At 52.6% G+C, this 24770-nt stretch carries 23 protein-coding genes; 12 read left to right on the top strand and 11 right to left on the bottom strand.

The window, feature by feature from the left end:
• The first annotated feature begins 3 nt into the window (after positions 1-3).
• From mrdA to AACH41_RS00315, 10 genes are all read left to right on the top strand, one after another.
• The gene (mrdA, locus tag AACH41_RS00360) at positions 4-1938 is read left to right on the top strand and encodes a penicillin-binding protein 2 (protein WP_338655993.1); all 1935 of its coding nucleotides are present in this window, start codon (positions 4-6) and stop codon (positions 1936-1938) included.
• A complete protein-coding gene (rodA, locus tag AACH41_RS00355) occupies positions 1931-3028 on the top strand; it encodes a rod shape-determining protein RodA (RefSeq protein WP_194749041.1) in 1098 nt (365 codons plus the stop codon). Before mrdA ends, rodA begins: the two co-directional genes overlap by 8 nt.
• A gap of 28 nt (positions 3029-3056) precedes the next feature.
• Positions 3057-4061: a septal ring lytic transglycosylase RlpA family protein gene (locus tag AACH41_RS00350; RefSeq protein ID WP_338655990.1), complete on the top strand. Its 1005-nt coding sequence runs from the start codon at positions 3057-3059 to the stop codon at positions 4059-4061.
• A gap of 85 nt (positions 4062-4146) precedes the next feature.
• Positions 4147-5244 carry a D-alanyl-D-alanine carboxypeptidase family protein gene (locus AACH41_RS00345; protein ID WP_313985768.1) on the top strand — a complete coding sequence of 366 codons (1098 nt, stop codon included), beginning with the start codon at positions 4147-4149 and terminating at the stop codon, positions 5242-5244.
• 41 nt (positions 5245-5285) lie between these two features.
• A complete protein-coding gene (locus AACH41_RS00340; protein WP_194749045.1) occupies positions 5286-5573 on the top strand; it encodes a DUF493 family protein in 288 nt (95 codons plus the stop codon).
• A gap of 13 nt (positions 5574-5586) precedes the next feature.
• Entirely contained in the window at positions 5587-6201 is a 615-nt protein-coding gene (gene lipB / locus AACH41_RS00335; RefSeq protein ID WP_313984480.1) for a lipoyl(octanoyl) transferase LipB, read from the top strand.
• A complete protein-coding gene (gene lipA, locus AACH41_RS00330) occupies positions 6191-7171 on the top strand; it encodes a lipoyl synthase (RefSeq protein WP_338655987.1) in 981 nt (326 codons plus the stop codon). Before lipB ends, lipA begins: the two co-directional genes overlap by 11 nt.
• A gap of 58 nt (positions 7172-7229) precedes the next feature.
• Positions 7230-8555, top strand: coding sequence for a glutamate--cysteine ligase (gene gshA / locus AACH41_RS00325; RefSeq protein ID WP_338655985.1), 1326 nt, complete (start codon positions 7230-7232; stop codon positions 8553-8555).
• Between the two features lie 12 nt (positions 8556-8567).
• The gene (gshB, locus tag AACH41_RS00320; RefSeq protein ID WP_338655983.1) at positions 8568-9503 is read left to right on the top strand and encodes a glutathione synthase; all 936 of its coding nucleotides are present in this window, start codon (positions 8568-8570) and stop codon (positions 9501-9503) included.
• Between the two features lie 119 nt (positions 9504-9622).
• Entirely contained in the window at positions 9623-10894 is a 1272-nt protein-coding gene (locus AACH41_RS00315; RefSeq protein ID WP_338655981.1) for a D-amino acid dehydrogenase, read from the top strand.
• Positions 10895-10959: 65 nt separating this feature from the next.
• On the opposite strand, the gene AACH41_RS00310 is transcribed toward AACH41_RS00315, so the two are convergent.
• A complete protein-coding gene (locus AACH41_RS00310; protein ID WP_194749054.1) occupies positions 10960-11880 on the bottom strand; it encodes a bestrophin family ion channel in 921 nt (306 codons plus the stop codon).
• A gap of 194 nt (positions 11881-12074) precedes the next feature.
• Here AACH41_RS00310 and msrB point away from each other — a divergent pair, with 194 nt between their 5' ends.
• Positions 12075-12521, top strand: coding sequence for a peptide-methionine (R)-S-oxide reductase MsrB (msrB, locus tag AACH41_RS00305; RefSeq protein WP_194749056.1), 447 nt, complete (start codon positions 12075-12077; stop codon positions 12519-12521).
• An 87-nt stretch (positions 12522-12608) separates the two neighbouring features.
• Here msrB and AACH41_RS00300 read toward each other — a convergent pair whose 3' ends face one another.
• The 5 genes from AACH41_RS00300 to AACH41_RS00280 all read right to left on the bottom strand — a co-directional run bounded on the left by AACH41_RS00300 (position 12609) and on the right by AACH41_RS00280 (position 17904).
• Complete coding sequence (locus AACH41_RS00300; protein ID WP_338655979.1) at positions 12609-13601, bottom strand: catalase family peroxidase; 993 nt, start codon at positions 13599-13601, stop codon at positions 12609-12611.
• An 85-nt stretch (positions 13602-13686) separates the two neighbouring features.
• Positions 13687-14139, bottom strand: coding sequence for a MarR family transcriptional regulator (locus AACH41_RS00295; protein ID WP_194749059.1), 453 nt, complete (start codon positions 14137-14139; stop codon positions 13687-13689).
• A gap of 263 nt (positions 14140-14402) precedes the next feature.
• Entirely contained in the window at positions 14403-16862 is a 2460-nt protein-coding gene (locus AACH41_RS00290; protein WP_338655978.1) for an EAL domain-containing protein, read from the bottom strand.
• 12 nt (positions 16863-16874) lie between these two features.
• A complete protein-coding gene (locus AACH41_RS00285) occupies positions 16875-17462 on the bottom strand; it encodes a methylamine utilization protein (RefSeq protein WP_338655977.1) in 588 nt (195 codons plus the stop codon).
• Between the two features lie 19 nt (positions 17463-17481).
• Complete coding sequence (locus tag AACH41_RS00280) at positions 17482-17904, bottom strand: group 1 truncated hemoglobin (protein ID WP_338655975.1); 423 nt, start codon at positions 17902-17904, stop codon at positions 17482-17484.
• A gap of 159 nt (positions 17905-18063) precedes the next feature.
• Here AACH41_RS00280 and AACH41_RS00275 point away from each other — a divergent pair, with 159 nt between their 5' ends.
• On the top strand, positions 18064-18933 hold the full coding sequence (locus tag AACH41_RS00275; protein ID WP_338655973.1) for a DUF3034 family protein: 870 nt from the start codon (positions 18064-18066) through the stop codon (positions 18931-18933).
• Between the two features lie 16 nt (positions 18934-18949).
• On the opposite strand, the gene AACH41_RS00270 is transcribed toward AACH41_RS00275, so the two are convergent.
• From AACH41_RS00270 to AACH41_RS00250, 5 genes are all read right to left on the bottom strand, one after another.
• Positions 18950-19639 carry a hypothetical protein gene (locus tag AACH41_RS00270; RefSeq protein ID WP_338655971.1) on the bottom strand — a complete coding sequence of 230 codons (690 nt, stop codon included), beginning with the start codon at positions 19637-19639 and terminating at the stop codon, positions 18950-18952.
• Between the two features lie 192 nt (positions 19640-19831).
• Entirely contained in the window at positions 19832-19903 is a 72-nt protein-coding gene (gene pqqA, locus AACH41_RS00265) for a pyrroloquinoline quinone precursor peptide PqqA (protein ID WP_081624291.1), read from the bottom strand.
• A gap of 140 nt (positions 19904-20043) precedes the next feature.
• Positions 20044-22278 carry a lipopolysaccharide kinase InaA family protein gene (locus tag AACH41_RS00260; protein ID WP_338655969.1) on the bottom strand — a complete coding sequence of 745 codons (2235 nt, stop codon included), beginning with the start codon at positions 22276-22278 and terminating at the stop codon, positions 20044-20046.
• 9 nt (positions 22279-22287) lie between these two features.
• On the bottom strand, positions 22288-24276 hold the full coding sequence (locus AACH41_RS00255; RefSeq protein ID WP_338655968.1) for an LTA synthase family protein: 1989 nt from the start codon (positions 24274-24276) through the stop codon (positions 22288-22290).
• A gap of 91 nt (positions 24277-24367) precedes the next feature.
• Positions 24368-24736 carry a hypothetical protein gene (locus AACH41_RS00250; protein ID WP_194749066.1) on the bottom strand — a complete coding sequence of 123 codons (369 nt, stop codon included), beginning with the start codon at positions 24734-24736 and terminating at the stop codon, positions 24368-24370.
• Positions 24737-24770 lie beyond the last annotated feature (34 nt).

Here is a 24770-nt window from a genome sequence, read left to right as displayed (position 1 = left end):
CACATGGGGTATAGCACTGAACTCAAAAACCATCAAAACGAACAGCACAAGTTCCGGGTTCGTCTGGTTTTTCTGGTACTGTTGGTTTTGGCAGCGTTTTCTGCGCTGCTGGGCCGTTTTTACTTTCTGCAAGTCTTTCGCTATGACTATTATCAAACACTGGCAGAAAACAACCGGATTTCGATTGTCCCCATCACCCCGAACCGTGGCCTGATTTCTGACCGCAACGGCATTATTCTGGCGCATAACTTTTTTGTGTATACGCTGGAAATCACGCCCTCCAAAACCGAAGACTTGCAGGACACAATTGCCGAGCTGGGCAAACTGGTCGAGATTTCGCCAACGGATCTCAAGCGCTTTAAAAAACTGCGGGCGCAAAGCCATACGTTTGAAAGCATTCCGATCCGTACCCACCTTAATGAATACGAAGCCGCCAAGTTTGCCGTGAACCGCTTCCGGTTTCCTGGCGTTGAGCTCAAATCACGCCTGTTTCGCCATTACCCCTATGGCACCCTGGGCACGCATGGTATCGGCTATATCAGCCGGATCAATGAACATGATCTCAAGCAGCTCAAGGAAAACAACCAGCTCTCCAACTACAAAGGCACTGAGCATATTGGCAAGGCGGGCGTCGAGCAAGCCTATGAAACCGAGCTGCATGGCGTCACCGGCTTTCAGCAGGTAGAAATTGATGCAGATGGCCGGGCTGTGCGCGTGCTGTCAAGCGCCTCGCCCACCTCTGGCAACAACGTGGTGCTGTCCATGGACGCCAAAATGCAAGAAATCGCCGAGCAGGAATTTGCCGGACGTCGCGGCGCGCTGGTGGCGATCCAACCCAAAACAGGGGAAGTCCTGGCCATGGCCAGCATGCCGTCGTTTGATGCCAACCTGTTTGTGGATGGCATTGATTTTGATAACTGGAACCTGTTGAACAATTCGCTGGATAAACCGCTGATCAACCGCACCTTGAAGGGGATTTACCCGCCTGGCTCCACCTTCAAGCCCTTTGTCGCACTGGCCGGGCTGGAATCAGGCAAGCGGCAACCGCCGTTTACTATCAGCGACCCAGGCTACTACATGCTGCCCAACAGCCATCACCGCTACCGCGACTGGAAACCATCCGGCCATGGTTCAGTCGATATGCGCAAGGCGATTACCGTGTCTTGCGATACGTTTTTTTATGGGCTGGCTGTCGAGCTTGGCATAGACCGGCTGACCGACTTTGTCAGACATTTTGGTTTTGGTGAAAAAACCAATATTGATATCCAGGGCGAGCTGGCAGGCTTGCTGCCGACGCCGGGCTGGAAGCAAAGACGCTTCAAACAGCCCTGGTATATGGGTGAAACTGTCATTGTAGGCATTGGTCAGGGGTATACGCTGGTCACGCCCATGCAATTGGCCTACGCCACGGCCACGCTGGCCAATAGTGGCAAGGCCATCCAGCCGCATCTGGTCAATGCGATTGTGAATGCCAAAACCAACGAGGTCAGGATGTTGCCGCATAAAGTGGCGGACCAGTTGAACCTGAGCCCGGAGAATCTGGAGATTGTGAAATTGGGCATGATGGATGTGACACGCCCGGGAGGCACAGCCGCGTCAGTGGGCGCCAATGCAGGCTATGACATCGCTGCCAAAACCGGTACGGCGCAAGTGGTGGGTATCAAGCAAAATGAAAAATATAACGAAAAAGCCACGGCAGAACGTCATCGCGACCACGCCTGGTTTATTGCTTACGCCCCGGCTGAAGACCCCAAAATTGCCGTGGCCGTCATTGTGGAAAACGGTGGCCACGGTGGCTCGGCGGCGGGGCCGATTGCACGCAAGGTGATGGACTATTATCTGCTGGGCAAAATACCCGCAGTGGCAGCCCCTGCGGTGCCCGCCCAAACACAAGCACAGAACACACCCCCAGTCGTTGAGGAGGAAGAGCATGATTAAACAGTGGATCGGCCATTTTATCCGCCATATTGATTCCATCTTGCTGGCCACCGTCCTCATGGTGCTGGTGGTTGCGCTCATGGTGCTCTATAGCGCCTCGGGGCAGTCCCTGCTCAAGGTTAATGCACAGCTGATTAATATCCTGGTGATGATGGGCGTGATGTTTCTGGTTGCAAACACACAGCCGCAACACATTGAACGCATTGCCCTGCCCGCCTATTTGTTCGGGCTGGCATTGTTGATTGCGGTAGCGCTGGTCGGCGATATTAGCCATGGCGCCAGGCGCTGGCTCAATCTGGGCGTGACCAAAATCCAGCCCTCGGAACTCATGAAATTGGCCGTGCCAATTATGCTGTCGTGGTATTTTTCAAAACGTGAATCCTTGTTACGCACCACGGACTATGTCGTCGCTGGGGTCATTTTGCTGGTGCCGGTCTTGCTGATTGCCAAGCAGCCCGACCTCGGGACCGCCACTCTGGTCTTTGCCGCCGGTTTTTATGTGATTTTTCTGGCCGGTCTGAGCTGGAAATTTATTTTTGGCAGCGCGATTGCCTTTGGCGCGGCGCTGCCCATTTTATGGTCCATGCTGCATGACTATCAGCGGCGGCGGGTGGAAATTCTCATCGATCCTAGCCAGGACCCGCTTGGCGCGGGTTATCACATTATTCAGGCCACCATTGCCATTGGCTCTGGCGGTATGACCGGCAAAGGCTGGCTCAACGGCACCCAGTCACAGTTAGACTTTGTGCCAGAACGCACCACAGACTTTATTTTTGCCGTGTTTGCAGAAGAGTTTGGTCTGGTAGGCTGCAGCCTGTTATTGCTGCTGTTCGCCATTATTATTGGCCGCGCTTTCATCATCGCGTCACAAGCCAAGAGTACTTTTTCCCGCTTGTTGGCTGGCAGCATTGCCGCCACCTTTTTTACCTATTGCTTCGTCAACATGGGCATGGTGAGCGGCATTCTGCCTGTGGTCGGCATTCCCTTGCCGCTGGTCAGTTATGGCGGCACCTCACTCTTGACCTTAGGGCTAAGCCTGGGTTTGCTGATGAGCGTGCAGTCGCATAAACGGCTGGTAGCCACCGATTAACGTGGCCAGAAACCACTGAAGGACCTCGATGTCATTGTCCCTACAAAGACTCTTTATCGTGCTGCTGGCTGCCGGGCTGGTTGCCTGCGAAAGCAGCATGCCGTCACGTCCAACGGCGCCTGCGCCAATAAAACCCGTGCCCACGCCACGCCCTGCCGCGCCCGCAGCCTCGCCTGCGCCGCCTGCGGTATTGCCGGGCAGCAGTGCGCCGCTAGGTGCACCCAAAGTCATTAATATTGACCCCAAACCCGAGAGCACTGGCAATGCCACCGAAGGCATTGATCCTAACATTCCACTGGAAACCTCGGTGACGCCCAAGTTGGAGCCCATCGTGAAAGGGACCACCAAGCCTTATATCGTGAATGGGGAACTGGTGTCGCCAATGTCGGAAATTACAACGCCGTTTACGCAAACCGGACACGCTTCCTGGTATGGTAAAAAATTTCATGGCCGCCGTACCGCCAGTGGTGAGCCTTATAACATGTATAAACTCAGCGCCGCCCACCGCACGCTGCCAATTCCAAGTTATGTGCGCGTCACCAACCTGAGCAATGGCAAAAACCTGATTGCCAGGGTCAATGACCGCGGCCCTTTTGGCCGCGACCGCATCATCGATTTATCGTATGCCGCCGCCAAACAACTCGATATCACCCAGCATGGCTCGGCCCAAGTAGAGATCACTTTAATTGACCCCAACCAGCCGGAGATAGCTGCGGCCCCGAGCAGTGCAGGCGTCGCCAGAGACATTGCGCCGGCAAGCATGCCCAAAGCAGCGGCAAAACCAGCGGCCTCACTCGACAACACCGGTGTGTATGTACAGGTCGGCGCCTTTGGCGTTGAAGAAAATGCCGACCGCCTTCAGCAGCGCATTTCCAATGCGGTACCCGAGACACAAAGCCTGCTGAACAAAGTGTATAATGGCAAGATGTTCCAGGTTGTTCTGGGCCCATATCCTGATCACGCCATGGCCGCGCAAGCAGCCAATCAGATGCGTGACCAATTGCAGTTGCCAGCGCTTGTTTTTTCCCGCTAGCACCGTTTTCTCGTTAAGTATTTTTTCTCGTTAAATGATGACCATGTGGCGTTCTTGTATTGCTTTTCTACTTTCCATTCCTTTAATGACGGTGGCGGCTGAAGCCATTACCGGCAATGTACCTGTACCCACGCTGGCGGCCAAAGCCTTTGTGCTGCGCGATGCCAATACCGGCAATCTGCTGGCTGCGAACAACCCCGACATGCCGGTGGAACCTGCGTCACTGACCAAAGTAATGACCGCTTACCTGACCTTTGAAGCGGTCAAGCAAAAGCGCTTGTCACTGACACAGACCTTGCCCGTGAGTCAAAAAGCCTGGAAGGTCGAAGGCTCAAAAATGTTTATCGACACGACGATGACCGTCACTGTGGATGAGTTGCTTCATGGCCTGATTATTCAGTCAGGCAATGATGCGGCAATTACCCTGGCCGAAGGCATTGCGGGCAGTGAAGAATTGTTCGCCACGCTGATGAACAAAAAAGCGGCCGCGCTGGGCATGAAAAACAGCCACTTTATGAATGCGACAGGCTTGCCAGACCCGGCCCATGTCACCACCGCACGTGACTTGTCCATTTTGGCCAATGCGCTGATTCGCGACTTTCCGCAAGACTACGCGCGCTTGTATTCGCAAAAGTCTTACACCTATAACAACATCACCCAGCCTAACCGCAACCGCTTGCTGTTTATAGACCCCACGGTTGATGGCATGAAAACCGGCCATACCGAATCCGCCGGTTACTGCCTGATTTCTTCGGCCAAACGCAATGACTTCCGCTTGATTTCTGTGGTACTTGGCACCACCTCTGACAATGTACGCGCCGCTGAGAGTCAAAAATTACTGAATTTTGGCTTCCAGTTTTATGAATCCAGACTGATTTATGCGGCGGACAAAGCGATTACGCGGCAAAAGGTATGGAAAGGGACAGAAAACCAGGTTGACCTCACAGTGGTAAAACCGGTTTACCTGACGCTGCCCCAGGGTGAATATGCCAATATGAAAGCGAATCTACGCGTGCCCAAACCGCTTGAAGCGCCGTTAAAAGCACATCAAACGGTTGGTGCGGTGGATTTCAGCCTCAATGGCAAGGTGGTGCATAGCGTGCCGCTGGTCACCATGCAGGCAGTCGAGGCCAGCAATATCTTTTCACGCATGATCGATCAGGTCCGCTTGTATTTGCAATAAACAGGCTGACCGTCACTGACTGTTTAAAAGGTAGGTAACATATGACCAAGTTCGAGCAATTACCGGAAATAGAAGAGACCCTGATTGAGTTTCCCACCAATTTCCCGATCAAGGTCATGGGTGAAACGCATGATGATTTCGCCAGCGAAATTACCCGCACCATCCAGTTGCACTGGCCAGACTTTGATACGCACCTGATTGAAATGCGTGGCAGCAGCAATGGCAAATACCTGAGCCTGACCTGTCTGGTGTATGTCACCTCCAAGCCACAACTGGATGATATTTACCGCAGCCTGACCGCTCACCCCATGGTCAAGGTTGTGCTATAAGCCTTTTTCTATCATGCCTGCCTTGGAAATCCGCCAGTTGGGGCTGACTGATTATGCAGCCACGCTGGCTGCCATGCAGGCATACACTGCCCAACGCACGACCAGTACGCCTGACCAGCTCTGGGTCACCGAACATCCGCCTGTGTATACGCTAGGCCTCAACCGCCGCGGCGTGCGCCTGCCACAGAATGCAATTCCAGTGGTGAATGTAGACCGCGGTGGCAAAATCACTTACCACGGCCCGGGCCAACTCATTATTTATTGCCTGATCGATCTGGCACGCGGCCACTTGAATGTCCGGCAACTTGTCTCCATCTTGGAAGACAGCCTGATAGAATGGCTGGCCGCACAAGGCGTGGTGGCTGTTGCCCGTGCGGATGCCCCTGGTGTGTATGTAGACGGCAAAAAAATTGCCTCGCTGGGGCTACGCCTGAAAAACCAGTGCTGCTACCATGGCCTGAGTTTGAATATAGACATGGATTTACAGCCGTTTGCCGATATAGACCCGTGTGGTTATGCCGGCATGCAAATGACGCAAACCCGGGAATTAAATATTGCGCTGCAAATGCCTGACATTGCCGCTGATTTAACCCACCGATTGAAAGAGAAACTGACGCATGTCAGATAATTCGACCCCAATAGATGCAAGCGCCCGCCCGGCCAAGAAAGTAGCTGGCGTGAAAGAAATCGACGCAGCAAAAACCTCGCGTATCCCGATCAAGATCGTGCCGCAACCCATGCTGCGCAAGCCCGAATGGATACGCATGAAAGTGCCGGATTCGGCACGGTTCCAGGAAATCAAGCAAGTCCTGCGCGACAACAATTTGCATACCGTCTGTGAAGAAGCCAGCTGCCCTAATATTGGCGAATGCTTTAGTGGCGGCACAGCCACTTTTATGATTCTGGGCGATATCTGTACCCGCCGTTGCCCGTTTTGTGATGTGGCACATGGCAAACCCTTGCCGCCTGATCCGAATGAGCCAGAAAACCTCGCCCGCACCATCGCACAGATGAAACTGCGCTATGTAGTCGTCACCTCAGTAGACCGCGATGATTTGCCTGACGGTGGCGCGCAGCATTTTGTCGACTGCATCCGCGCCATACGCGCCCAATCCCCCGCCATTAAAATTGAAATCCTGGTGCCAGATTTTAGGGGCCGCCTCGATATCTCGCTCAAAATTCTGCGTGAAGCACCGCCAGACGTCATGAACCATAACCTGGAAACGGTGCCGCGTTTGTATAAACAGGCGCGCCCTGGTTCTGACTACCAGCATTCGCTGGATTTGCTCAAACAGTTTGGTGAACTGTACCCAACAGTGCCGACCAAATCTGGCTTGATGCTGGGCCTGGGTGAAACGGATGAAGAAATTTTAGAGGTGATGCGTGACTTGCGCGCACATGGTGTCAGCATGCTTACCCTGGGGCAATACTTGCAACCCAGCGTCCATCACTTGCCGGTGTTGAGATATGTCACGCCAGAGCGTTTTGAATGGTTTAAACAACAAGCCGATGCCATGGGCTTTGACAATGCGGCCAGCGGGCCCATGGTGCGCAGCAGTTATCATGCCGACCAGCAGGCGCATGCGGTCATCGCCTAATCATTGCATCAGCAGTGCCGGATAACCGGTGAATAAAATAACAAGCACAGGAGCAACCATGGTTCCACACTTAACCACGGCTTTAAGCGGCCCTCTCTACACACTGGAAAAACGCGTTTTGCAAGCCATGCCGGATATTGAGCACTGGTTCCGCACCAAATGGCAGGAGATTCCCGCCCCGTTTTATGCCAGCGTGGACCTGCGCAATGCCGGCTTCAAGATTGCCCCGGTGGATACCAACCTGTTTCCAGGCGGTTTTAATAACCTGAATCCCGAATTTTTGAGCCTGGCTGTGCAAGCCGCACAAATGGCGGTCGAGAAAATCTGCCCAGATGCGCGCCGTTTACTACTGATCCCCGAAAACCATACCCGCAACACGTACTACCTGCGTAATGTGGTTGAGCTCTGTCACATTCTCAAAACCGCCGGCATGGAAGTCCGTGTCGGCAGCTTGTCGCCAGAGATTACCGAGATCACCAAACTAGAAACCCATGATGGCTTGCCGCTGGTACTGGAACCGCTGGTGCGCGTAAACAACCGCCTGCAACTGAAGGCGGCAACGTTTGAAGGCGTGGAATACCCTGCCTTTGACAGCTGTGCCATTCTGCTCAATAACGATTTGTCCGGTGGCGTGCCCGACCTGCTGCAAGGCCTGGAGCAAACCCTGATTCCACCGTTACATGCAGGCTGGTTCAGCCGACGCAAGTCACAGCACTTTAGCGCGTATAACACTGTCGTCGATGAATTCTCGCAATTGCTGCAGATTGACCCCTGGTTGTTAAATCCTTACTTTGATACCGCCAGCGGCCTGGACTTTCACGCCCGGGTAGGTGAAGACCTGCTGGCCGATAAGGTCGAAGCCATCCTGAAAAAAACGCAGGCTAAATACGACGAATATGGCATCTCGCAGCCACCGTTTGCGATTGTCAAAGCCGATGCCGGTACCTATGGCATGGGCATCATGAGCGTGAAATCGGCCGACGAGGTACGCGACCTCAATCGCAAGGCGCGTAACAAAATGTCGGTGATCAAAGAAGGCATGCAAGTGTCTGAAGTGATGATCCAGGAAGGCGTTTATACCTTTGAAAGCATCAATGACGCGGTAGCCGAGCCAGTGGTGTATATGATGGATCACTTTGTGATTGGCGGTTTTTACCGTGTGCACACCGGCCGTGGCGTCGATGAAAACCTGAATGCGCCCGGCATGCACTTTGCCCCGCTCGCGTTTGAAAAACCCTGTACCCTGCCCGACTGTGCCGGCGCCCCCGACGCGCCCCCCAACCGCTTCTATGCCTATGGCGTGGTCGCAAGACTGGCCCTGTTAGCGGCAGGCCTCGAGCTGCAAGCGCGGGACCTGCCGGAAATCGACCTGCTCACCGCATAGCAAAGGTTCATCATGAAACTGCTGTTTATTCTTGATCCGCTGGCCGCACTCAAAAGTTATAAAGACACCAGCCTTGCCATCATGCGCGCGGCGCAAGCGCGTGGACACGTGCTATGGGTCTGCGAACAACACGACTGGCACTTGCAGCAAGCCGAGGTCAAGGTGGATGCGCAGACATTTGCGTTTAATGCAGACGGGCACTGGCAAACCGGTGACAAAACCACACAAGCCCCCGCAAGTTTTGATGCCGTGCTGATGCGTAAAGACCCGCCGTTTGATAACGAATACCTGTATAGCACCTATTTGCTTGAGCTGGCGCAACAGCAAGGGGCACGTATCATTAACGACCCGTCATCCATTCGCGGCTGGAACGAAAAACTATCTGTCGCGCGCTTTCCGCAATTTGCCCCGCCGTTTATCGTCACCAGCCTGCAAAGCAAAATTCTGGCCTTTCTGGCCGAACATCAGGACATCATCGTCAAACCGCTGGATGGCATGGGTGGTAGCGGCATTTTCCGCTTGCGTCAGGACGACCCCAATATTTACGCCATCCTGGAAACGCTGACCCGATTTGAAGCACAAACCATCATGGTCCAGCGCTATATTCCAGAGATCGTCAAAGGTGACAAGCGCATCCTGATCATCAACGGTGAACCCCTGCCCTACGCCCTCGCCCGCATCCCCAAAACCGGCGAAACCCGTGGCAACCTGGCCGCCGGCGGCAAAGGCGTGGCCCAGCCCCTGACTGCCCGTGACAAAGAAATTGCCGAGACCGTCGGCAGTGTGCTGAAACAACACGGCCTGTTTTTAGTCGGGCTGGACGTGATTGGCGACTACCTGACCGAAGTGAATGTCACCAGCCCAACTGGCATGGTAGAGATTGCGGCACAAACAGACTGTGATCCGGCCAGAGTGATGCTAGAGGCACTGGAAAAGCAGATGGCCTGACTTGCCCGTCTCATCCTTAACGCGATCATATTCCCCCTGCTGACAGCCGATTTTGTTAACATCATCCAGTGCGGGTAAGTCCATCATGACTGCCTCGCTATCGTTGCAGGAGTATCATCATGCGGGTATTAGTGCTTGGTTCCGGGGTGATAGGCGTGACAAGCGCTTATTATCTGGCGTTAAAAGGCTTTGAAGTCACGGTCATAGACCGTCAACCAGCGGTCGCCCTGGAGACCAGTTTTGCCAATGCAGGGCAAATTTCACCAGGTTATTCCGCCCCTTGGGCCAGCCCAGATGTGCCCCTCAAGGCGCTTAAATGGCTGTTTCAGCGCCATGCGCCACTCTCCCTCAAGCCGGATTTCACGCGTTGGCAATGTCATTGGATTGCACAGTTTTTAAGCAATTGCTCGCTCGAACGTTATGAATTGAATAAATCGCGCATGGTGCGTCTGGCCGAGTATAGCCGCGATTGTCTGCGTCGTTTGCGCGCAGAGACGGGCTTGCATTATGAGCAACGCAGTCAAGGGACCTTACAAGTATTCCGCACCAAAAAACAACTCGCCGCCGAAGCCAAGGATATTGCCGTACTTGAACGCATGGACGTGCCGTTTGAGCATTTGGATGCGGCAGGCTGTGTACGCATTGAACCTGCCCTGATTCACGTACAAGATGCGTTGCTGGGTGGGTTGTATCTGCCTGGGGATGAAACCGGGGATTGCCAGCTATTTACCACGCAACTGGCAGCCAAGGCGCAAGCGCTTGGGGTGAAGTTCAGACAAGAAACACAAATACACCGCTTACTGACACAGCAAAGCCAGTTGCTTGGCGTAGAGGTGCAAACGGCAAGTGGCGTGGAAGTGTTGCAGTCAGACCATTATGTGGTCGCCCTTGGCAGCTACTCGCGCCAACTTTCGCAGGCGTTGGGACTCAATCTGCCGGTCTATCCCGTAAAAGGCTATTCTTTGACCGTGCCCCTGATCAACGCTGCAGCCGCCCCCGTGTCCACCGTGATGGATGAGACTTACAAGGTGGCCATTACGCGCTTTGATCAGCGCATCCGGGTGGGCGGGATGGCGGAATTGCATGGGTTTGATTTAAGCCTCAACCCAAGCCGCCGGGCCACGCTGGAATTTGTATTCAACGGCTTGTTCCCGTATGCCGGGGATGTCGCACAAGCGCAATTCTGGACGGGGCTACGCCCCATGACCCCGGATGGCACGCCGCTGATCGGCCAGGCAAGCGCGGCTTACCCCCATGTGTGGCTCAATACTGGGCACGGCACGCTGGGTTGGACCATGGCTTGCGGCTCCGGGCAAGTGCTGGCCGATTTGATGGCGCAGGAGACACCGGCCATCGAGACGCAAGACCTGCAACTTTCCCGCTATCTCTAGCCGCGGTCACCCAAGCCATCGCTGCTATTGAGTAAAATCACTCAGTAGAGAAATCGTCTGTGCACTTACATCAGTACAAATTCTTTGGCGGTCGGCAACGCGGGCAAATCACTTTGCCCCAAGGCTTCCATGAGCTCAATGTCTATGACTTCAGTCAGCGCGTTGATCGGCAGCGCATTGGCAATCGGGGCAAAAGGCTCTTCGAGTTCATTACCGAGGGCATCGAGTCCAAACAGGGTATAAGCTGCCAATGCAGTCACAAACGGCGTGGCCCAGCCCAGGGTATTGGCAAAACAAAAGGGCATCAAAAAACAAAAAGTATAGGCGGTGCGGTGCAACAATAAGGTGTAGCCAAACGGAATCGGCGTGTTCTGGATCCGTTCACAGGCGGCTTGCGTCGCCGCCAGCTTCTGAATCAATTCTTCGAGCAAATTAAACTGTATAGGCTGGATGCGGCCCTCCGCCAATGCCTGTATCAGGATGCGCTCCATGGCACGTAAAATGACTTCTGGCGGATTTTTGCTCTGCAAGTATGCTTCTGCCACGGGCGCGGCTAACAGTTGCTTGATCCGTGGCAGTTGATCCCCTGGACGCAGCTGCTTTAGCAACGCGTGCGCGTAAGCAATATTGCATTCCAGCAATTGCTTGCGGGCGGCACTGAGTTCACCCTGGGTATCCAGTATCTGGCTCAAGCGTGCCAGGTTTCTCGCGGTGAGCATAAACTCACCCCACACCTTCCTCGCCTCCCACCAGCGCTCATAACAGGCGTTATTTCTAAAGGCAAGAAAAATAGACAGCGTGATGCCAAGCAAGGCGAACGGCCCGCCATCAAACTTGGGTAACCAGTCGGGCTTCAAGGTATAAATCGAGACCACGACGGCTGACAGTGTTGCTACAAATGTCAGCAGCGGCATGATCTTGAGCACGATAGAACCTTTGATGATAAAAAACAGTTCAAACAAGTGCGGTCTTGGTCTAACAATCAAGGCATGTCTCCCATCTGGTGAACTATCACACCAGTGATATACTCGATAGTTTGTAGTTTATCTGTCAGCGCAGGTCGCAAATGTGGCGATAAGACATGGAAATGCATGATTTAACGCCGTTTTCCCAGCGCTATACAAGATTAAAACCTTCAACAGTAACAAGTCACCGGGTTGGAAATTGATGGATGGATATCATGCTTAAATGGAAAGATATACTTAAACTCTCGCGCGAAGGGAATCTGCCCCCAGAACGCAAATTGCAAAAATCCGTGCGTGCCTGGCGAGAGATTTTGGATGACGATGTGTTTGCCATTACACGTTTAAGTGCCACCGAGCGGCCGTTTTCGTCAGAAATGTGTGTGGCGTTTACGCCAGGGCGCTATGCCTGCGCCTGTTGCGCGCAAACGCTGTTTGATTCTAGCCAAAAGTTTGACTCTGCCTCGGGTTGGCCTTCCTTTGACCAGCCCCTTGCAAAGAATGCGATTGCTTATTACGCCGACGATAGCCATGGCATGCAACGCGTAGAAGTGAAGTGCAATGTGTGTGATGCGCATTTGGGCCACGTCTTCCCCGATGGCAAAACAGAGAGTGGACTGCGCTATTGCATTAATGGCAAAGCGATTGCATTTGTCGCCCAGTAATTGGCCGGCGTTAAAAGCAAACGGCGCGGTTTGCTCACGCAAACAACGCCGTTTCACATTCAGCTCGCCATGCTTTGCTGAATAAGCTTAATGCGCCAATCTTCTGCCATAACTGACGGCATAGGCCGCTGGTCTGGCCAGCAAAATAGGATCTTTGCTAGGCGCAATGCCGTCTGTCAGCTGTAGCGGATTGAACATGATGGGCTTTTCAGCCGCTTTACTGTCTGCCACAGCCTTATTCAAGGTCAGTGTTCCTAACTCAATCACCTTGCGGCTGTCCGGCCAAACGACGGTCGCGTTGTTGACTTCATCCCCGGCGTCAGCCAGTTGCAGCAATAATTTATATTGCACCGCGCCTGTTTTTACACGCTCGACAATATCGGTCATCAGGTAGTCAGGTGCAGCTTTGTCAGCCGCTTCCTGGCTCAAAAATTTGGCGCCGGCCACGGGCACAATCTGGTACCGGCCAAAGACGGTTTTACCTGCAGCATTGGTAAACTCAAACGCGTTCACGCCATAAAAAGGTTGCGTCGCAAAACTCACAGGCGCCGGTTTGGGTGTGGTCACAAATTTGAGTGCAGCTGGATGGCTGCCTAAAAACTGCTCGACTGGGCTAGGCTTGGCCGTACTGCCCTGAGAGTCACGCACGGCATTGAGCAAGCCCAGAAAGTCTTCTGGCGTCGCCGTTGGAAAAGCATTCACCGAGATACTGACGATATCCGTTGCGGTGCCATCCGGTAATTGAAAGCGGATCGCAATGCCTTTAGGAAACGCATTGCCATTGGCATCCGGAATATTTGGCACGCCGGTGGCATTCGAGTAGCGGACCAACACCGGCGTTGCCTTTTGGAAGTGTGTTGCTTTACTGACCGAAGCCGCCTGTGCAGAAGGGGTAAATGTCCCCTCCACCATCACGCCTTTGGCATGGTTGGCGCGGTAGCCGGCATGGGGGCCGCCGGATAAAGTGGTCAAGGTGTCCACCAATTGTTCGGTCACCGGTTTTTCCTCTGCAAATACCGACGGGCTGGAGACAGTCAATGCTGTGGAAAATAACACGGCAACTAACGCTTGTATCTTCATGTTGAATCCTTTCTATGAAAATTCATATTGTTTAAAATTAAATCGCACACTACTTAAAACACCATAAACCATTTGTTTATGTTTACTACGCTTGATGCTGAATCAAATGGTTGCGCAGCGCGTTTAAGCGCTCGCGTAACTCACCGACCTCTTGCAATGAACAGCCCATGGCACACAACATGTCATCCATAATCCCGGCGGCCTTGAGCCTCAGCTGACGGCCGGTCTGCGTCAGGCAGATAATCACTTGCCTTTCATCTTCGGTCGAGCGCACACGCTGCAAAAATTCAGCAGCTTCCAGCCTTTTCAACAAAGGGGTCAGCGTTGCCGAATCCAGAAACAATTGCTCACCAATATCACTGACGGTACGCTGATCGCTCTCCCATAACACCATCATGACCAAATACTGCGGATAGGTTAATTCCAGCGTTTTGAGCAGTGGGCGATATACTTTGTTAATCGCCAGCGACAGCGAATACACAGAAAAACATAACTGCTCATTAAGCAATGGCGTTTGGGTTGATGCAGAATTATTCATATACTGCGATTATAAATCGCGTGCTATTATATTTTCAACAACTTTTTAATCTTATTTGTTCAGCCACTGCATCATGTAGTGAATGATGAAGTTGGCTTTCTTGTGCATTCTGATTTGGCTCATCTTGCGCTCCTTTCATGTATGAAATACATGATAAAACGCTTTTATTTTTAAATAAAATTGAATTATTTAATTCAATCGATAAATAATTCTTATAGATAGGCCAGTTGCCTTGAAATCAAGGGCTGGTGCACAGCATTGAATTAATTGAGGTTATCTAGCGTGTAGGGGTCTTGAGGCGCCGGCTCGATATCGAGCGGATTGACGGCATAGTTAAAATCATCGCCGATATCAATGTCTATGTCGTTTTGACCTTGCCAGCGCTCGAGCCAGATCGAAAAGTCTTTTTCTGGCATGGGCTTGCCAATAAAGTAGCCTTGCCCCTCATTGCAACCGAGCTTGGCCAACTGGTTGAGCACCAGTTCGTTTTCTATGCCTTCGGCCACCACGATCAAGCCCAGGTTGTGCGCCAGATCGATGGTCGATTTCACGATGCTGGCATCGCCGGCGTTTTTATCCATAAACATGACAAATGAGCGGTCAATTTTAAGCTCTTGCACCGGCAGTTGACGCAAATAAGCCAGCGAGGAGTAGCCAGTACCAAAGTCATCAATGGCCAGATGCAACCCCATAGCCGCCAGTTTTCGTACGACAATTTCCGCCCGCTCTGGATCCTGCATCAAGCTGCCTTCGGTGATTTCAAGCTTGAGTGATTTGGTGGTCAAGCCATGCGCTGCCAACAAATCGGCAATCTGTTGCGGCAACTCCATGTTGTTGAGGTCGCGGGTTGAAAGATTCACCGCCAGGCTGATATGCAAGCCTTGTTTTTTGAAATCCGCCAACGCTTCACAGGCGCGGCGCAACATCCATTGCGTGAGGTCACTGATAATACCGGTCTGTTCGGCAAACGGAATAAACTGGTCAGGGAAAATCATGCCTTTTTGCGGATGCACCCAGCGAATCAGGGCTTCACCGCCCAGCGCACGGCGGGTCGAGACATCGACCTTGGGCTGGATGTAGAGCAATAACTGGTTTTGCTGGATGGCTTCCTTAAGGTCAGAGATCAGGGTCAATGTCTCGGACTGGTCAATTTCCAGCGAGGTATTGTAGACAATCCAGGGCGTCTTTTTGAGTCTGGATTCTTGCAGTGCCGTCTCAGCGTGGTTGAGTAAAGATTCTTCGTCCATGCCATGTTCGGGATACAGCGCAATCCCCATGCCCGCCTGTACATCAATCGCTTGGCCCTGCACCTGCACCGGTTGCTCAAATACCTGTTGGATGGCATCTGCAAACCGGGTGGCTTGCGCCTGATCGGCATGCTGTAACAACACAGCAAATTCATCAGCATCGAGGCGCGCCACCATGTCTTGCTCACTCAATACATGCTGTTTGAGCACCTGACCGACGTGACGCAGCAAATCATCGCCAAAATCCCGACCTAGCGTTTGGTTGATAGGCTTGAAGCGGTGAATATTAATGACCAGAATACTCAGCTTGGCATTGCTCTGGGCATGGGCCAGCATGGCCTGATGCACGCCCTGGGTAAATGCCAGCCGGTTCGAAAGACCAGTCAGCTCATCATTAAACGCCAGCCGCTGGATGCGCAAGCTGCGTTGCAACACCGCTTCCCGCATGCTGTTGAGGGCGGTTGCCAGTAAGCCGATCTCATCCGTACTGGTCACCTGAATTGGCTTGTCATAATTGCCCATGGCAATGTCATCGGCATTTTTAACCAGCGTCGCAATCGGTTCGGTAGTTTTGCGCGAAACATACCAGATCAAGGCAGCGAAAATGACCACACCAAGCAAGGTCAGGAAAATCATCACTTTAAACAGCGTGTTCAAATCCTGCAGGTAAGGTTCTACCGAGCCCTGCAGCACCACCAGCAAAGCTTCATCCTTGGTTTCATGCAAGGAACGTATTTTAAGATGGTAGGTAATGCCATCCAGGTCGACCTTGTGTAAAGACAGCTTCTGTGCATACACATCGGAAACGGTTTTGACCAGCAGGTTTGAAAGTTCGTGGTTGGCAGTCCCCGTAACCAGCGCCCAATCGTGCTGATGGGTTTTTTGTACAAAGGTGACATCCAGGTGCGTCAGTTGCTTGATTTGCGCGGCCAGGCGGTTATCCACGGCAAACCCCATCACTACCCAGCCGATCACTTCGGGTGCTTTAACCGGCACGGCTATCAACTGATAAGGTTTGCCATCCACCAGTTCAAACTTGAGTGTGCCGGTTTGATTCTCGATAATGGCCTGTACAAACTCCTGATGGGCCGCACTGCCAGAAATGGCAGACTCGCTTTCCTGGGTGCCGATGACCATCGCTTCATCTTGACTGACGAAATAGGCGACCTGAGCATGGATGCGGCCCTGGTAGCTTTCCAGTGCGGAGGCAATCGTTTCCGCATCGTTGGTGGCAACGGCTTCCCTAAAGGCATAATCCGCGGCCAACACTTGCGTCGCCTGTTTGAGACTTTGCGTGTTGTGTTGCAGCAAATTGACAAATACCCGTTCGCCGACCTCCATCTGCTCTTCGGCCAGGCGGTTGGCATGTTTTACCAGGGCGTATTTAAGCGGAACCAGACCTGCCAACTGAATGGCAATGACCACGGTTAAGAATGTAAAAGCAATTCGCGAACGAATGTGTTTGAACTGGATCATGCAGTGAGAATGTTAGGGAAGCGCAATTTTCAGCTCGGTTGCGGCCCCTTCAATATTTACCTTTTGTTCTGTGCCAGGTTTATTTTGTCCTGGTAGCCAGGCTTGATAACTGTATTGACCATCACTGAGCTTGATCATGGCCTTGCCTTGGTCGTCCGTTTTGACAAAAAACGGGGTATCGACGACATAAATATACCCTACCATAGAATCATGAATGTTGCATCCTAATGTCACCAATCCCGCCTGATCAAACAACACGGGGTCCGTTGGCACGCCGGAATACAACTTCAGCTCGAATTTTTTGGCAGGTGAAAATGAGTAGACATGGTGCCTCACCGTATCTTCATTCGGAAAATTCACCTTGGTACCGGTCTGGATTACGGTTACCTTGGGGTTAAACATTTTGTTTTTTTGCACGATCTTGCCAGGGGCTGGACTGATTGCCGGGGTTTTCTTGTCATAAAACGCGACGACCGCATCGGTGACCAGCCGGCCCGCAGCATCCGTCACAGTGAGCGTCACTTCCGCGGCGTGCGCAGACAGCCCCAGACAGAGTAACCAGAGTCCTGCGCCAAGCAGCGGCCTGCTCAAAAAACGCATCTTCTTATCCTTTGCAAGCTTAATCACTGACCACGTCCCGCTTCATGGGCGCCAGTATCTTCAACAGCTCATTCTTTTCTTTGGTGCCTACGCCATTGATATCCATGCGCTCCCGCAATACCTCAACCATAATTTCGAATTCTGCCATGGTGATATGGGCATCGGCATGCGCATTTTTCATGGTCTCGCCCTCATACTCACATTGCCCGCCAGTTTTAACACATAAAAAATTGGTCAGACTCTGTTTAAGCGTGACCATTTTCACCCCTTCAAATGAGCGGGCTGCACGTGGATCCTTGCTGACAATATCCAAAGTTTGATTCGACAAGCGGCTCAGCATCGGCAGGCCACCGATACGGCTGAACAAGCTTGCATCAGGCTTGGGCTGGGCGGTACACCCCGCCATGCACAGCAACAAGCCAATCCAGATCAACCTTCGCATTTCTTCCTCCGTTAAATTGCCACACTATCAGCATATTACGTGAGCTTAAAAAGTTTGAAACGATGAAAAAGCCAATCAAATCAATCGCTATTTTCGCAATGATTCTTATCGCGAAAACGAGATAATGATGCTATTCGATCAAATTTTGAAAGCGTTACCATGCATTCTTCTCCCCTTCTGATCGGCTGCATTGCAGTGGCAACAGCAATGACCTTGCCTATCGTAGCCAACGCAGGCGATCGCCTGTTAGCGACCGGTGGCGTCACCCAGATTGAGGGGGCGGCAGGCGGTGGCTTGATGCCTTGGGCTGTGATTAGCGGTTATGGCACAGACAAACAAATTGGCGGCTCGGCGTTTTATACGCATGCACAAACCAAGGGCGACTTTAAATTAAATACCTCTGGGATCGCGATTGGTGCTTTCAATCGCATCGAACTCAGTGCCAGCCAGGCGCGGTTCGGCTTGAGCGATACGGTGCCTGGCGAGGAAGTCCGTCTGAACACATTAGGCATAAAATTACGCCTGATAGGCGACGCCGTCTATGAACAGGACAGCTGGCTGCCACAAATCTCGGTGGGGGCCCAATACAAATATAACGAGGACTACCACTTTGTGCCCAAGGCGCTGGGCGCCAAAGATCGCGATGGCATTGATTATTATGTGGCCACCAGCAAGTTATTTTTGGGTGCGATTAATGGCTACAACTTGCTCATCAATGCCAATCTGCATGCCAGTAAAGCCAACCAGTTTGGCCTCTTGGGATTTGGCGGTGACCGGCATGACCGCTATCGTATCCTGCCAGCCGCCTCGGCAGCGATCATGCTTTCGGATAACTGGCTCATCGGCACTGAATATCGCGGAAAACCAAATAACCTGTCGGTATACAAAGAAAACAGTGCGCACGATATTTTCATGACCTGGTTTCCGCACCGCAACGTGTCTATCACTGGCGCCTATATTGATTTGGGCAGAATCGCCAACAAGGACGACCAGACCGGTTGGTACTTCTCAGGCCAGTTAAATTACTAAGTGAACCCACAAGTCATTATTTGAGCGTCTGCAGACCGCAAGTCGCCTGCAAGGCTTTGTCCAGTTGCTTGTAAGCCGCACCATTGCCGGTCGCAAAAGCATATGGATTGGTCAAAAGATAGTGGTTGTAACGCACTTGCCGGTAACTATACTTTTGCGCAAGACCGAGTGCATAGCAGTCGCAGGCCTGCGTCATATCGTCGGCATGGTAGCGCTGCTGGCAAGTCTGCTTCAGTGCCTGCTGATCCGCACCCGTCCAGGGCTTGGGCGTGGATACTGCATCGGCCCTGGCCTGGGTCAACATCGCATACATGAGTTCCACGCTGGCGCGCAATTTACCCAGTGGCGCAGTCTGCAAGGTATCGCGATGCAGCGGCTGCAAGCTGGCCGCATCTAGACTAAAATCAGCCTGATTGTCTGTCGTCTCAGGCACTTGATAGCCTTGTGCAGCCAACATGATTTGCTTGGCCGGATCGGCTTGCAACAAGGCGTGTGCTTCGGCGAGGTCTGCCGCTGGCAGTTGCAACTGCCAGTGGATCTGACAAGGTTGCGTCGTGGTGACGGACATGCTGCCACTGACCTGCTGATCAGCCACTGCATCCGCAAATGCAGGTGGGATACGCTGCAGCATGTATTGCATTTCCTTGTCTGCCAGACTTTTTAAAGACTGCTCATCCAGACAGGCAATGACGGTGGCATGGACCATCCATAACACCAGGGCGGAGCTGATTTGAGTCAGGCATTTCGTAAGGCCAAGCATAGTGAATTCTCTCAAATGATTCTGGCATTTGAGCAGGCTTGACCAGAAAAGTTTTGTGCGGCATCTTTTATCAAGATAACAGAGTAGCCGGAAATGAAAACGGGCGCTAAAGCGCCCGTTCATGCCATCAGGAACAAATTATTTGTTCATAACGTACATAGTTACTTCAAAGCCGAAACGCATTTCGGTAGCAGCTGGTTTAGTCCACATAGTCATTTCTCCTTTATCCTAAATTCGTCTTAGCAGTTGCTATCAACGTGTGACCATATTAAAACTAGGCTAAAAGATTGTCGTGATTAAACTGCGCAACATGCGTTCATGATTTTCATGAGTATCGCCTGATATACCCCTTAATCCGCCCGCGACTTGATCTGGCGCAACAATTTGCTGATGCCTTTGCGGCCGATGGTGCGCTTGAGGCTCACCTTGAAGTCATAGACGTAAAACGGCCATAAAAACTGCCAGCTCAGGCGGCGACCGCTCATGCCGAGATATATTTGCAAAAACTGCTTGCGGCCTTCCCAATGCAGTTTGTTCAAGGCGCGCGTCAAGTCGGCCAGACGATTTGACATCGGCGTCGCTCTCGGCGTCGCATGCAAGCGGGCGGTGTCTATCAGCACAAACTGTAACTGATCCCCTTCACGCTGCACCAGAATATTACCCCCGGAAAAGTCGCGGAAATAAATCCCCGAATGGTGCATATGCAGGCAAAACCGGGCAAAGGCCTGATACAAATGCTCGGCAGTCAGGCCCTCGTATTCGGTCGCGCCCTCGCGAAAAGCCAAAAACGCCTTGGAAATGGCAAACTGATGCGGCACAAAATCACAGATATAAAAATTGCGGCGCAACGTGGTGTCATGCGTATGCTCGATGAATGCGACAGGCATGGCAGTACCCACGCCTCGCCGCAACAATTCCATCGCCCCGTTCCAGCTGCGCTTGGCTTTGCTGGGTTTAAATCTGTCCAGTAGCGTTTTATGCCAATACATGCGCACCGGTTTTTTCACAGTCACTTGCTGACCGGGAGTTCTCGGATCAGGCAAGGACCAAATCGCATTTCTGGCATGGCGCAACGCCTGCTGTTTGGCAGGCGGAGTCAGCGTTTCCGGATGCCAAGCCTGCCATAATTGTCTGGCTTCTTCGGCATCCTTGGCAAGAATCAAGCCGCGCCAATCGCCTTCATGTACCGGAAAATACTGCTTGCCGCCTATATGCGCATGAATCACCGTGCCACTCAAGGCAGGTTGCGCCGTGCGTAGTAACATCTGGTCCGGCTCTGGCCACACCAGATACAGCGGTGACTCGGTCACTAATTGCCGGTCTGGTACCGGTTGGCCGTCACGGTCAAAAATTTGCGCGAGCTGCAAACAATGCGGGGAATAGACTTGGTCGAGCACTGCACATTGACCGTTGACGGTCCAGGCGATATGCACGGTTTTCCTATGCTGCTGTAATTCGTGGATTTCGAGTCCATGGCCGGTACTCACAGGCGCAATATAGTGCGCCCCGTTCAGCCAGTCGCATGCCGTTTTAAATGCCGCAAAACTGGGTCTGTGCAGATAGTGTTCGCGCTGGCCATCGGCCGATTTGTAATAGGCGACGCGCTCCAGTGCCGGATACTCTGCATCCTTGAGGCCATCATCAATCAAGCCTTCACGGTGACAAATGAGGGCGCCCCAGTTTGCGTGCTGCAAAGCGCCAGAGGCGGCCAACAAAGTAAAGTAGCGTGCCACGTAATCGGCCTGTTTTTGCGCGCCATCCGGCAAGTGGCGTTTGATGCGGTAAATCGCCCAGAAGGCCACCGGCGACACCAGTGCAGGCACACCAAAATCTTCCCCCACTTTTTGCAACAAACGGGCTTTTTTGATCAGGTTAAACTTGAGGTGTCGAGTCCACTGATATTTGAAAATGCGCTCATCGGACAGCTCGGGCTCAATCACGCGTTCCACAAACAGGTTGTTGCTGTGCACATCGGGCAAGCGCCGGGTCTGAGCCAGCGTTTTCAGCAGACTGACGTTATACAGCGGCTCAAAATCCTGCACATTCGGGCCCACCACTCGCACCTGATATTGTCTGGCCAGATCGTAAGCCAGCTGCCAGGCCAACATAAAGCCAGGCATGTCATAGCCCGCCCATTTTTTGCGGTTGACCGTGTTACCAATCTCCAGCGCCGCGACGCTGCCCGCGTACGCTTGCAATAGCTCATTCACAAAAGTTGCCCACGCTTGCTGCACACTGGCGTCACGCATATTTCTGGCCGCGGTAAATGGCTGCACCACATGCAAGGTCACCGAGAGGCCAGCCGCTAACAAACGGCGCAAAAAACGCTCTTGATGGGGGCGTGCATCATCATCGCTGATATCCAGCCGCACCCTGGTCACACCCAGCATCTGCAATTGCGTCAAGACGTAATCATCAGTGGCAGGATCCTGATTACTCGCGACACAGATCCCGATAAAGTCGTCAGGGATGGCATGGTCGAGTTTTGGCAAGTGGCTGTGTTTGAGCCAGAAACCGCCTGTGGCCAGATATTTCAAGCCATCAAGAATAACCTGGCGGGTCAGCATGGAGGGTTGTTTTTTCAAAGTCAGCCCTTACTCTGGCAAGCGATAACGCTGCTCTTGATACAACAAGGCAGGCAACAGGCTGTTAGCCAGGGCGCGTTCAGCCAATGCCGCGGCATCGGCTGGCGGTGCGGTATTCTGCAACTGCTTGCTGAGTGGATTGTAGTGACCAAAGGCAGGCGCCTTGCCCTCGCGCAATACCACCACTTCGTTATCTGCGACCGTTGGGCCAGTTTGCTGCATCCAGCCAAAGTTATAGTTGTACTGCATCATGGCGCGACCACGATAGTCGGCGCTCACATTGGACAAATCATGCCCGGTCATCGGATGCTTGGCGTCTATGCCCATCAGTGACAGCACGGTCACCGGCAGGTCAATCTGGCTGGCAATTGCTTCAACCGTTTTGGGCTGCACCGCCCCGCCCAGAATCAATGCCGGGATATGAAAGTGTTCGATCGGCACCAGCGAATCGCCACGCACGCGAATGTCATGGTCGGCCACAATCAAAAACACGGTATCGTTCCAATAAGGGCTGGCTTTGGCCTTTTTAAAGAACTCGCCGATCGCATAGTCAGCATATTTCACTGCATTGTTGTCAGTCGCCTTGGGCTGCTCATACAGCTTGATACGCCCATCCGGGAACTCAAAGGGTGCGTGGTTAGACGAGCTGAACGCAAGTGTAAAAAACGGCTTGCCGCTGGCGTGGTGTGCCATCAGCTGCTCATGCGTTTTGTTGAGCAAATCTTCGTCTGAAGCCCCCCAGCTGGCAACAAACACCGGATTGATGAAATCCGGTTGGTCCGTGATCTGCTGAAAACCATTGCCCATGAAAAAACTGCGCATATTGTCAAAATGGGATTCCCCCCCGTAAATAAACTCGGTCAGGTAACCACGTTTGGACAATAGCGAAGCCAGCGTGAAAAAGTTCTTCTGGCTCAAGTCCAGCTTGACGGTACTGTCTGACGGCGTCGGCTGAAAACCGGTAACGACCGCCTCAATCCCGCGCACCGAGCGCGTCCCGGTCGCATATAGATGCGTAAACCAGATGCCCTCAGCTTTGAGCTTTTCCAGATTTGGCGTGACCGGCTTGCCGCCCAGAGACTCGACAAAGCCTGCGCCCAGACTCTCTTGCAGCAAAATCACCAGGTTCAATGGTTTGTCTCGCTTCACACTAGGTGTCAGCGTGGTCAGGGTCGGGATATCGGTATCTTGCGCACCGGTTAAGGCAAAGATTTTTTCGCGCGGCAGTTTGCCGTAAATGGTACTGGATTTTGCCTCATGCTGCAAACTGTAGGCGGCATAAAATACCGAATAGCTTGAGTTCAAAATCAGGCTGTTGACCATGCTGTCCTGGGTAATGGCAAACAAGGCCGGATTGGCCGGGCGGTGGCCCAAGCTAGAGCGGATGCCGAAAATCGTCAACACCAGCAACAATGGCCAGACCAGCCATACCGCCAGATTATTCCATCTAGGCTCGGCTTGACGCCAGGGTTTTAACAAACGCGCAACCAGTGCAACCGCTACCAAACTCATTGCCAAGCCAAAAAACAGCTCGACTTTAAAGCCTTGCCACAGCATGCCAAATACCTCATGCGGATACTTGAGATATTCGACAAAGATGCGGTTGGGGCGAACATCATACTCAAGAATAAATCCTGGCGTGGCCGCTTCTAAAAACACCAACAGCACCAATGAGAGCAACACCCACCAAAAGGTGAATCGGCGCCAAACCTTGAACAGGCCGCGGGTCGCCAGCACCGGTGACACTAACACCGGGATCAAGGCCAGCAAACCAAGCTGAATGACATCCACACGTACGCCCTGCAGCAAGATCTGGCAAAGTTCGCCGGTCGCCTGTACGCGCTCCCACTTCCAGATCACCAGCCCCAGGCGCGTGAGAGAAAGCAAGACCAGTCCACTGATAAACATGACAATCAGCGGTGCATAAGGGCCAAACCAGTGGGCAAATCTCCACAGTTTTGAGGACGGGCGTGGCGTGCCGAAATAGATAGGTTGCATAAGGGCTTAATCTGTTTGAATCAAGCTTGGAATTATAACGGGTTATCTCGTTTATGGCCCTACCGGCAAGCATCCGCCTGCAGATGTGCGATTAAAAGGATTTTTTACGTAAATCGAGGTAGACCATGGACAGCAAAGCGACCGGGATCACAAACCCCACCAGCAAAGGCACTAAATCCACCAGCATATCCACCATGCCGGTCTGGCTGGTGAACAGGCTCCAGCCTTTAGCCAACAAAGGTACGACCGTGAATAACAGCGTGGGAATCAGAAACCAGACCGTGCTGCTTGCACCACGCTTGGCCAAACGCGCGCAAAAAAATGTGACCAGCGCCACAATAATGGCAGCCCCGGCACCCCAGATAGCCCCGGCAACGATCGTAATCCAGGTCCCTACCTGATACAGCAATAAACAAATGATGGCGGTTAATATCAGCTTGCGGTTCATCGCAACTTGCATGTCACACTCCTCTGAATGTCTTGTTTTAATGATA

It is taken from the genome of Methylophilus sp. DW102, assembly GCF_037076555.1.
Taxonomy (GTDB): Bacteria; Pseudomonadota; Gammaproteobacteria; order Burkholderiales; family Methylophilaceae; genus Methylophilus; species Methylophilus glucosoxydans.
This window is presented reverse-complemented; position numbering and strand designations above follow the sequence as displayed.